General features: G+C 62.6%; 10 protein-coding genes. 6 read left to right on the top strand and 4 right to left on the bottom strand.

Features of this window, described 5'->3' with window-relative positions; genetic code table 11:
* Positions 1-105 precede the first annotated feature (105 nt).
* From NKI73_RS32970 to NKI73_RS32955, 4 genes are all read right to left on the bottom strand, one after another.
* Positions 106-624, bottom strand: coding sequence for a YcnI family copper-binding membrane protein (locus NKI73_RS32970; RefSeq protein WP_352636167.1), 519 nt, complete (start codon positions 622-624; stop codon positions 106-108).
* A gap of 41 nt (positions 625-665) precedes the next feature.
* On the bottom strand, positions 666-1,205 hold the full coding sequence (locus NKI73_RS32965) for a copper chaperone PCu(A)C (RefSeq protein ID WP_352636165.1): 540 nt from the start codon (positions 1,203-1,205) through the stop codon (positions 666-668).
* 97 nt (positions 1,206-1,302) lie between these two features.
* Positions 1,303-1,659 (bottom strand): DUF2946 family protein, encoded by a 357-nt coding sequence (locus NKI73_RS32960; protein ID WP_352636169.1) that lies wholly within the window; start codon positions 1,657-1,659, stop codon positions 1,303-1,305.
* Positions 1,660-1,855: 196 nt separating this feature from the next.
* Positions 1,856-2,758: a GntR family transcriptional regulator gene (locus tag NKI73_RS32955; RefSeq protein ID WP_352636163.1), complete on the bottom strand. Its 903-nt coding sequence runs from the start codon at positions 2,756-2,758 to the stop codon at positions 1,856-1,858.
* A 229-nt stretch (positions 2,759-2,987) separates the two neighbouring features.
* Here NKI73_RS32955 and NKI73_RS32950 point away from each other — a divergent pair, with 229 nt between their 5' ends.
* The 6 genes from NKI73_RS32950 to NKI73_RS32925 all read left to right on the top strand — a co-directional run bounded on the left by NKI73_RS32950 (position 2,988) and on the right by NKI73_RS32925 (position 10,654).
* Positions 2,988-4,493 (top strand): UxaA family hydrolase, encoded by a 1,506-nt coding sequence (locus tag NKI73_RS32950; protein WP_352636161.1) that lies wholly within the window; start codon positions 2,988-2,990, stop codon positions 4,491-4,493.
* 62 nt (positions 4,494-4,555) lie between these two features.
* Complete coding sequence (locus tag NKI73_RS32945) at positions 4,556-5,554, top strand: aldo/keto reductase (protein ID WP_352636159.1); 999 nt, start codon at positions 4,556-4,558, stop codon at positions 5,552-5,554.
* Between the two features lie 334 nt (positions 5,555-5,888).
* Positions 5,889-6,881, top strand: a complete 993-nt coding sequence (locus tag NKI73_RS32940) for an ABC transporter substrate-binding protein (RefSeq protein ID WP_127272465.1) — start codon at positions 5,889-5,891, stop codon at positions 6,879-6,881.
* Between the two features lie 169 nt (positions 6,882-7,050).
* Positions 7,051-8,604, top strand: coding sequence for a sugar ABC transporter ATP-binding protein (locus NKI73_RS32935; protein WP_352636157.1), 1,554 nt, complete (start codon positions 7,051-7,053; stop codon positions 8,602-8,604).
* Positions 8,601-9,566: an ABC transporter permease gene (locus tag NKI73_RS32930; RefSeq protein ID WP_352608746.1), complete on the top strand. Its 966-nt coding sequence runs from the start codon at positions 8,601-8,603 to the stop codon at positions 9,564-9,566. Before NKI73_RS32935 ends, NKI73_RS32930 begins: the two co-directional genes overlap by 4 nt.
* Positions 9,567-9,634: 68 nt before the next feature.
* A complete protein-coding gene (locus NKI73_RS32925; RefSeq protein ID WP_352636155.1) occupies positions 9,635-10,654 on the top strand; it encodes a zinc-binding alcohol dehydrogenase family protein in 1,020 nt (339 codons plus the stop codon).
* The last annotated feature ends 161 nt before the right edge of the window (positions 10,655-10,815 follow it).

Raw genomic sequence — 10,815 nt, 5'->3', positions numbered from 1 at the left:
GGGTGGGCGGGGCTTTGTGTAAAACCCCCTGGGGTCGCCCGCGGGGCGATTGCCCCCCCCACAAACTACCGCGGCGGGCTGTTGCGGGGGCGCCGCTCGAAAAGATCATTTCTTCGGCAGCAGTTTGATGCCGGGGGCCGGGTTTTCAAGTGCGTCTTCATCCTGGCCGGCCGCCGGGATCTCGATCCAGCGGTCGGCGGCGCCGTCACATTCCTGCACCACCGGGAAGTAAAGTTTTTGGCCCACCGGCAGATCCGCCGTCAGTGTCGCGCGGAAGACGAACTCGTCGTAGAATTCATCCGGCAGGCTGCCGCCGCTCCAGTCGACTTCCTTGACCCCATCGGTCACCGCCTGACCATAGAGCTGGTAGGATTTGTCGTACTTGCCCTTCTTGGTCTGCAGCGTCCAGCCGGGCTTCGGCATCGGCTTCACCGCGATCACCCCTTCCGGGATCTGCACACGCACGGCGGTCGTCGCCTTGCCGTCGCAGCCATGCGGCACGCGTAAGATTGCCTTGTAGGTCGAGCCGACGGCCGCCTCCTGGGTTTCGAGCGTGATATGCGCGAAAGCGGCACTTGTCCCGAGCACGAAAAGTGCCGCGGCGGACAAAAGATACTTGTTCATGATGGTCCCTCAGATCTTCAAAATTTGTCTAACTGGCCGGATCAATTGGCGTGATCATCCATGGCGCCACCACCGATGCCTTCGACGGCGAAATCGACGCTGACGGCGCCGGCCTTTTCGAAGGTCAGCGTGGCGGAAAACTTTTCGCCCTGCTTGGGTTGCCGCTTCAGGCCGATGAACATCAGATGATAGCCGCCAGGGGCCAATGCCACCTTGCCACCGGCCGGGATTTCCAGGCCGCCGGTAACCGACCGCATGGTCATGACGCCGTCTTTTACGCCCATCTGATGCAGTTCGGCCTTTTCCGAGATATCGGAGGAAATCGACACCAGCCGGTCCGGCGCGCTGCCATTGTTGGTGATGGTGAAATAGCCGCCGGCTACCTTGGCGCCGGCTGGTGTGGCGCGCGACCAGGGGTGGCCGATCTCGAGATCTCCAACCTTGAACTCATGCGCGAATACGGACTGGGCGCCGACGAACAACAGCGCAAGAGCCAGCGCGGCAATGCCGACACGCTCTTCGATGCTCTGTAGAATGCTGCCGAGCATAGGACGCGCGGCGTCGGGGAAAAAATAGGACATGGTTGCTCCATGAAGTGATGGTCGCGCCGTTGCCGGTCGCGAGCAGTTTGATCTTTGGATGGGTACGCCCACGAAAGGTTCCGTCGGGCAAACAGGCTCAGGCCGTCAGCGGCGGCGCGCGCGGGTTCGACGGCGAGCGCTCACGCGCAAAGTCGAGATGGATGGCCACCGGGAAGACAAAGGCGACCGTTTCAAAGGAAAGGCTGCCCAGTGCAAGCCCGGCATTGGGCGACGGCGCAAAGGCTGGCGAAAACATGCTGCAGCCGAGCACGCAGCATGTCGGCAGGTGAGACGGCGGCGGGTTGCCGCCGGGCAGCTCGGTTGCGCCCTCACGGGTACAGATGACGTTGCCGAAGGCATCGAGCTGCGATGCATTGGGACCGGCGCCGAAGGCGAAGGCACCAAGCGTCGACTGGAGCAACAGCAGATAGGCCGCGACAAGCACGACCGGTATGCTCCACCGTCTCCTCGATACGCCCAAAGCCCTGCCTCTTCGCAGCAATGTACCATACCTAGCACGGGGCTGGCGGGCGGAAAATCGCCAAATCGCCGCTGCGGCAACGCGGCATATCAATGCATGTCGCCCAAAAGTGTGCAGCGGCTTTGGGACAACGACATGCATGAAACAAGACTCTGAGCCGCGACGCGGCTCAGAGTTTTTGTGAAGACCGGCTCTCCGGAATCGAGGTCAGCAAAGTCTGGCGCGCTGACTTCAGATGCTTGCGGCAAGCGGCGTCGACCTTGCCGAGGTCGCGCGATTTGAGCGCCTCGATGTAGGCCAGATGCTCACCGATCGCCACCTCGTTGCGTTCGCGCTCCTGCGCCTTGTTCCACTGGTAGTGGTAGTGGAAGATCATGGCGATGACGTCGTAGAAATCGACAATGAAGCGGTTGCGCGATGCCCGATGGATGAGCCGGTGGAAGCGCTCGTCCAGCTCGGAGAATTCGTTGAAACGGGTGGCGATCTCGCTTGCCAGCCGGCGATGGTCGTCTTCCAGACGGTCGAGATCGCCCCAGACCACGCTGTCCTGCGGCAGAGCGGCGAAGGCCGCCGCCGAGCGCAGTTCGAACATTTCGCGGATTTCGGTCAGCTCCAGCGCGAAGGCGCGCGTAAAGCCCTTCAGCACCCAGTGGCTGTTGCGGCGTTTCTCGATCAGGCCGAAGCGGGAGAAGCGGATCAGGAACTCGCGCACGCTGGTGGTGCCGACGCCGATCTCGCGCGCCAGTTCGAGTTCGTTAATCTGCATGCCGGCCTCGGCGCCTCCGGCGAGCAGCCTGCGCATGAACGACCGCTCGATGATCTCGGCCAGCGTGTCGGTTTCTTCCTCGGGGAAGAAATCATCGGGGCGCGGTTCGCGCAGCACCGTCTTGGCGCGCTTGTTCCAGGCGATCAGCCCGGTCTCTTCCATGCGCGCTAGGATCGTTCGCACCGTGGTGCGGCTGACGCCAAGCAAGGTGCCCAGTTCCGGCTCCGAAGGCAGGCTGCGCGTTTCGTCGAGCAGCCGCAGGCAGCGGTTGTAGGCATCCTTGTAGACGTTGTTGCTCTTCGACATCCCTGACCCGTTGCACGCCGTCGCTTGCGGCCGTCGGCCGGAAGCGCAATATGACGTTCCCATGACCCCTGAAAGCGAAATTCGCTTTCTTGAACACCGATGGACATGCGGAACTCCCCGGCGAAAAAACAATTGACGCAAAACTGTTTTTTCACGATAAAAGACATTATCTTTAAACAGGCGCGTGTCAATCCGCCCGCGCAACCCAGGATCACCCAGGAAACCGCCCGTGAACGCCTCCAACAGCATTCTTCTGTCCCCTGCCGACAATGTCGCCGTCGCCAATGGCCGCATCGAGATCGGCGCCGTGCTGCCGGGCGGTGCCGTTGCCACCGCGCTGATCGAGCCCGGCCACAAGGTGGCGATCAAGCCGATCGCCGCCGGCGAGGCGGTGGTCAAATACGCTCAGGCCATCGGTCGCGCGACACAGGATATTGCAGCGGGCGAGCACGTTCATTCGCACAATCTGGTTTTCGAATCCGGCCGCTTGCCGGTCGTGCCGCCGAGCGAGGCCGAGCACGCGACGGAAGCGGACCGTGCCCGGACCTTCATGGGCTATCGCCGCGCCGATGGCCGCGCCGGCACGCGCAATTTCATCGGCATCGTCGCCAGCGTCAATTGCTCGGCCACGGTCTGCCATTCCATCGCCGACACCGCCAACCGCACCCTGCTGCCGAAATATCCCGGCATCGACGGCTTCGTCCCCATCGTCCACGGCCAGGGTTGCGGCATGAGCGCCACCGGCGACGGCATGATGGTACTGCACCGCACGCTTGCCGGTTATGCCCGCCACCCGAATTTCGGCGGCGTGCTGATGGTCGGGCTCGGCTGCGAGGTCAACCAGCTCACCCTCTACGGCCAGAAGGGTGTCGCTGCCGGCAAACGCCATTTCAACATCCAGGACGCCGGCGGTTCGCGCAAATCGGTCGAAAAGGCGATGGGCGTGCTGGCCGAGATCGCCGAGGAAGTCGGTCAGTTGAAGCGTGAGCCGATCCCGGTTAGCGAGATCGTCGTCGGCCTGCAATGCGGCGGCTCCGACGGAATGTCGGGCATTACGGCCAACCCTGCGCTGGGCGCGGCCGTCGACATCCTGGCCGGCGTAGGCGGCATCGGCATCCTTTCCGAGACCACCGAGATCTACGGTGCCGAACATCTTCTCGCCTACCGCGCGGCAACGCCGGAGATCGCGCAGAAGCTCGATGGCTTCGTGAAATGGTGGGAAGATCACGTCGCCAAACATGGCGCCTCGATCGACAACAACCCCTCGCCCGGCAACAAGCGCGGCGGCCTCACCACCATCCTGGAGAAGTCGCTCGGCGCGGTCGCCAAGGGCGGCCAGACGCCGCTCAACGGCGTCTTCGGCTATGCCGAAAAAGTCACCGGCAGCGGCTTGGTGTTCATGGACACGCCCGGCTACGACCCGGTCTCGGCGACCGGTCAGGTGGCGGGTGGCGCCAATATCATCGTCTTCACCACCGGCCGCGGCTCCTGCTTCGGCTGCCGTCCGACGCCGTCGATCAAGGTCGCCACCAACTCGACCATGTATCACCAGATGGAAGAGGACATGGACGTCAACTGCGGCGTCATCGCCTCCGGTGAAAAGACCATCGCCGGCATGGGCCGAGAGATCTTCGAACTGATCGTCGAGACGGCTTCCGGCCGCAAGACCAAGAGCGAGGATTTCGGCTACGGCGACAACGAGTTCGTGCCCTGGCATCTTGGCGCGACGCTCTAGATTTCACTGATATCTGGTAGACGGCCGCGCCGGGACAGCGGCGGGCAACGGGGAGGTTGTGCATGGAAAAGCGCCGCATCGGCCAGACAACGCTGGAGGTCACCGAAATCAGTTTCGGCGGTGCCGCGATCGGCGGCCTCTACCGCGCCTGTCCGCGCGAAGCGGCGATGGAGACGTTGCAAGGCGCCTGGGAATCCGGCCTGCGCTACTTCGACACCGCACCCTTCTACGGTTTCGGCCTGTCGGAACGACGCTTCGGCGACTTCCTGCGCTACAAGCCGCGCGATTCCTATGTGTTGTCGACCAAGGTCGGCCGCTTGTTCCGCCCGGTGCCGGATGACCAGGTTCCCGATCACTCCTATGTCGATCCGTTGCCCTTCGCGCTCGACTACGACTATTCCTATGACGGCATCATGCGGTCGATCGAGTTCAGCTATGCGCGGCTTGGCCTGAACAGGATAGACATCCTGTTTGTCCATGACATCGGCGCCTACACCCATGGTGTCGAGAAGACCAAGTTGCACTTTCGCCAGCTGATGGATGGCGGCCTCAAGGCGCTCGAAGAGCTGAAGCGAACCGGTGTCATTTCCGCCTATGGGCTGGGCGTCAACGAAGTGCAGATCTGTCTCGACGTGATGCGCCAGGCACCGCTCGACTGCATCCTGCTCGCCAGCCGCTATTCCCTGCTGGACCGCAGTGCCGAAGCGGAATTGCTGCCGCTATGCCGGGCGCAACAGACCTCGTTGGTCATCGGCGGCGTCTTCAACTCCGGCATCCTGGCGACCGGGCCGGTGCAAGGCGCGCATTTCGATTACCGCCCTGCCAGCCATGACGTGCTCGACCGCGTCGGTGCGATGGAAAGGATCGCCGCCGAGGGCGGTTATCCGCTGGCCGCCGCCGCGTTCCAGTTCCCCTTGCATGAACCCGCCGTCGCCACCGTGCTGACCGGCACCGCCAAGCCGGCAAACCTGACGCGCAACCTCGAACTGCTCGACATCGACGTGCCGGAGACGGAATACGCCAGATATCGCCCCTACACGCTGATGCAGGAGCTGGCGTGAAATTCGCCCTACCCGCGGTGAACGGCGATTCCGGCTTCACATTCTTGCGATCCCAAGAAAGAATGAACATTCCATATTGACGAATATGTGGAATTAATATTCCATACATTCGCGGAACGGAAACGGGAGCGCTTGACGGCGGCAAGGTAGGAGCAGCGCGGTGTATCTGCCTCTGCCAGGCTTCGCGAGGACTGGTCAAACACCGCTTGCATCGGCTGGTTCGATGCACTATCAAAACATGGCAACTGTTTTTTATTGATAAAGTTCTGTTTGGGCCACGCCTATCCGGACGGAGCTTCCGTAACGTTCACCGGGCGACTTAGGGAGGAACTTCATGAAATTCGTGACCAGCATTCTCAACCGCCGCGCCGTCATGGCGCTGGCAGCAGCTTCGATGCTCGCCGGCGTCATGCATTCGGCGCCGGTTTCGGCGGCGGACGTGACCATTCCGATCATCGTCAAGGACACCACGTCCTTCTATTGGCAGATCGTTCTGGCCGGCGCCCGCAAGGCCGGCAAGGATCTCGGCGTCAACGTTCCGGAACTCGGTGCCCAGGCTGAAACCGACGTCAACGGCCAGGTCTCGATCCTCGAGAACGCCGTTGCCAGCAACCCGGCAGCCATCGTCATCGCGCCGACCGAGTTCAAGGCGCTTGGCAAGCCGATCGATGAAGCCGCTGCCAAGGTCAAGGTTATCGGCATCGACTCCGGCGCCGACTCCAAGGCCTTCACCTCGTTCCTGACCACCGACAATGTGCAGGGCGGCCGCGTCGCTGCCGACGGCCTCGCCGCCGCCATCGGCGCCGCCAACGGCGGCAAGATCGAGGGCGACGTCGCCCTGATCACCAACGCACCGGGCGCCGGCTCGCTCGAACAGCGCAAGCAGGGCTTCACCGAACAGCTGGCCGCCAAATATCCAGGCCTCAAGCTGGTCGCCGACAAATATGCCGACGGCCAGGCCACCACCGGCCTCAACATCGCCACCGATCTGATCACCGCCAACCCGAACCTCAAAGGCATCTTCGCCTCCAACCTGATCATGGCGCAGGGCGTCGGCCAGGCAGTCGCGGAAAACAGCCTTGGCGGCAAGCTGGCGCTGGTCGGTTTCGACAGCGACGAGAAGCTGATCAAGTTCCTCAACGACGGCGTCATTTCCGCCCTCGTCGTCCAGGATCCCTACCGGATGGGCTATGACGGCATCAAGACCGCGCTCGCCGCCTCGAAGGGCGAAAAGGTCGAGGCCAATGTCGATACCGGCGCCAATCTGGTGACCAAGGACAACATGAAAGACCCCAAGATCGACGCGCTGCTCAACCCGAAGCTCTAAGCCGTCGCATCCAAATCGTCTCCGGGGCTCCGCGCCCCGGAGATATAGCTGCCGGCACAAACGGCTTGGCAATCCACAAGCTTAAGCTAGGCTGTTTTCGAGGCATATCCTTGCCTCGCCGCGTGCCAATCGTGAGGCCGATCTGGGAGGCCAATCAGGGAGGATTGTCATGACATCGACGGCGCAGGAACTGCATCCGGCCCCTGTGCTGGAGCCTGGCAGGACCATCCTCGAATTACGCGGGCTGGAGAAGCGTTATCCCGGCACCCACGCGCTGAAACCGGTCAACCTCGCCTTCAAGTCCGGCGAGATCCACGCCATCGTCGGCGAGAACGGCGCCGGCAAATCGACCCTCATCAAGCTTTTGACCGGCGTCATGCCGCGCACCTCCGGAGAGGTCATCTGGGAAGGTCAGCCGGCTGCCTTGGCGACACCGCATGAGGCGATGGCGCTCGGCATCAATGCCGTGCATCAGGAAGTCGTGCTCTGCCGTCACCTGACGGTCGCCGCCAACATGTTCCTCGGCGAGGAGAATTCGCGCTTCGGCATCCTGCAGCAGCGCGCCATGATCAGGCAAGCGCAGAAGATCATCGACGATCTCGGCTTCGATCTGCCGGCGCATGTCACATTGGGCGACCTGACCATCGGCCAGCAGCAGCTGATTGCTGCCGCCCGCGCCACCGTGCGCGGCACCAAATTCCTGATCTTCGACGAGCCGACCGCCTACCTCACCCGCAAGGAGGCCGACCAGCTCTTCACACTGATCCGCCGGCTGAAGGGCGAAGGCGTGACGATCATCTACATCAGTCATCGCATGGAGGAAGTGTTCGAACTCGCCGACCGTGTTTCCGTGCTGCGTGACGGCACGCTGGTCGGCACCCGCAACATCGCCGAGACCAACGATGCCGAGTTGGTCAAGATGATGATCAACCGCTCGATCGAGCAGGTTTATCACAAAGAGCATTTCACGCCGGGCGCCGCGATCATCGAAGCGCGGAACCTGTCCGGCAAAGGGTTTGAAAATGTTTCGATGACGGTTCGCGCCGGCGAGATCGTCGGGCTCTATGGCCTGATCGGCGCCGGGCGCAGCGAGTTCGTCACGACGCTGTACGGTCGCCACCGCAAATCGGCCGGCCAGATTCTCTGGGAAGGCAAGGAGGTTCAGGTCAAATCCGAGCATGACGCGATCAAGCTCGGCATGGCGCTGGCGCCGGAAAGCCGCCGCGACCAGGGCCTCTGTCTCAACCTGCCGGTTGGCCTCAACCTCAACCTGCCGATCTACAAGCGCATCTCGAACAATCTGCTGATTTCGAGTGCACAGGAGAAGACGCAGGCCGATCGCCAGATCGCCGATCTGCGCATTAAGACGCCGACTCGCGGCGCGCTGGCGTCCAGCCTGTCGGGCGGCAATCAGCAGAAGATCGTCATCGGCAAATGGCTGGCGCACGGCGCCAAGCTGTTCATCTTCGATGAACCGACGGTCGGCGTCGATGTCGGCACCAAGGCCGAGATCTACCGGTTGTTCGGCGCGCTGCTGTCGAAAGGCGCCGGCATCATCCTGATCTCGTCCTATCTGCCGGAAGTCTACGAGCTGGCCGATACGCTGCATGTGTTCCGGCGCGGCAAATTGGTGGCGACGCACGGTTTTCGCGGCGCCAGCCACGAGGACATTCTCACGCAGGCGCTCGCCGAGAAACAAGAAAAACAGGGAGGACAGATATGAGCACCGAGGCGATTGCTGTCGAAAAACCGAAACGGAACTACAATGTCCTGTTCGGGCTGACGCTTCTGGCGTTGCTGGTTCTGCTCTGGATCGTTCTGTCGGTCGCGACGCCGAGCTTCGCCTCTTCCAACAACATCGCCAACCTGCTGCGGCAGGGTTCGATGATCGCCATCATGGCGGTCGGCCAGACTTTCGTCATCATCACCGGCGGCATCGACCTGTCCGTCGGCGCCGTGGTCGGCTTCGCCACCGTGGTCGTAGCCATGATGATCAATGCCGGCTTCCCGATCTGGCTCGCCATTCTGGTGACGCTGCTGGTCGGTGTTGCTATCGGCATGTTTCACGGCTTCGGCATCGTCAAGATGGGCTTGCCGCCCTTCATCATCACGTTGGCGACGCTGACCTCGCTGCGCGGAATCGGCCTTTTGATGACCAACGGCAATTCGATCAACATCAACAGCGACACCTTCACCGCGTTCTCGCGCAGTTCCTTCATCGGCATCCCCAACCTGTTCTGGATGGTGATCCTGGTCGGCATTCCGGCCTATATCTTCCTGCATCACAGCCGCTGGGGCCGGTATCTGTTCTCGGTCGGCTCCAACGCCGAGGCCTCGCGCCTGTCCGGCGTCAATGTCCAGCGAACCATCTACATGGCCTACACGCTGTCCGGCCTCTGCGCGGCTTTCGTTGGCGTGCTGCTGGCCGCCCGCATCGGCATCGGCAACCCGACCCAGGCTGAGGGCTGGGAGTTGCAGGCGATCGCCTCGTCGGTCATCGGCGGCACCTCGCTGTTCGGTGCCGTTGGCTCGGTGCACGGACCGCTGCTCGGAGCTTTCATCCTGGCCACCATCAACAACGGCGCCAACCTGCTCAACGTCAACTCGTTCTGGCAGCGCATCATCACCGGCGCGCTCATCATCATCATCGTCTATTTCGACGGGCTGCGCCGTCGCGGCAAGTAACGACCCGCAATCAATCGCCGGCCCGCACCAATGGGCCGGCGATTTCATGAACAAGACTGGATTGAAGCATGAAAGCCGTCGTCTGCCGCTCGCCCGGCGATCTTGTCCTGGAAGATCGTCCCACCCCGAGTGCACCAGCTCCCGGATGGGCGCTGGTGGCGGTCAGCCATGTCGGCATCTGCGGCACCGACTACCACATCTTCGAGGGCAAGCATCCGTTCCTCGCCTATCCCCGCATCATGGGCCATGAAGTATCCGGTACAGTAGTGGAAACAGGCGAAGGCGTCGAGCTTGCCGTCGGTGAGCCGGTCGTCATCAACCCATATCTTTCCTGCGGCAAGTGCATCGCCTGCCGGCACGGCAAGCCGAATTGCTGCGTCAGGATCGAGGTGCTCGGGGTGCATCGCGACGGCGCCATGTGCGAACGCATCCTGGTGCCGGCGCAAAATCTCTATCCTGCCAACGGCCTGTCGTTGGCCGACGCCGCCGCCGTCGAGTTCCTGGCCATCGGCGCACATGCCGTGCGGCGTGCCAAGGCCGAAACCGGCGCACGCACACTGGTCATCGGCGCCGGCCCGATCGGGCTCGGCACCGCCATCTTCGCCCGCATCGCCGACCTCGACGTGACACTGCTCGATATGAGCAGCGAAAGGCTCGCCTTCGCTGCGAACGAGCTTGGTTTCCAGACCCTCGACGGCTCGCGCGGCGCGGTGCCAGACCTGGTCTGGGAGGCGACATCGGGCGAAGGCTTCGATGTGGTCTTCGACGCCACCGGCAATACCCAGTCGGTGCGGTCGGCTTTCGCCCATGTCGCGCATGGCGGAACATTGGTGCTGGTCAGCGTCGTCAAGGACGACATCAGCTTTTCCGATCCGGAATTCCACAAACGCGAAATGACGCTGATCGGCAGCCGCAACGCCTTGCGCGCCGACTTCGACCATGTCGCCGCCTCGATCCGCAACGGCGCCGTTCCGCTGGCAAAACTCGTCACCCACCGCACCACGCTTTCCGGCACGCCGCACGATCTGGCCCGCTGGGCGCATGAGAAATCAGGACTGATCAAGGCTGTGATCGAGGTGGGAGCATAACTTAGCAGGCGGTGAACCCGGCCCGAATTGACGACGCCCGCGCAGATCGACCCCCACTCCGTCTCGGCTTTGCAGCGCCACCTTGTATCTACACGAGAGAGATTTCGTGGGATTAGAGCGATTGAGCCAAGGTCCGGGCGGCCGCCCGGACCTTGGCTTGG

The organism is Mesorhizobium sp. M0496 (genome assembly GCF_040321205.1).
Lineage (GTDB): Bacteria > Pseudomonadota > Alphaproteobacteria > Rhizobiales > Rhizobiaceae > Mesorhizobium.
The sequence above is the reverse complement of the archived record's forward strand: the minus strand, read 5'-3'. Positions and strand labels throughout refer to the sequence as shown.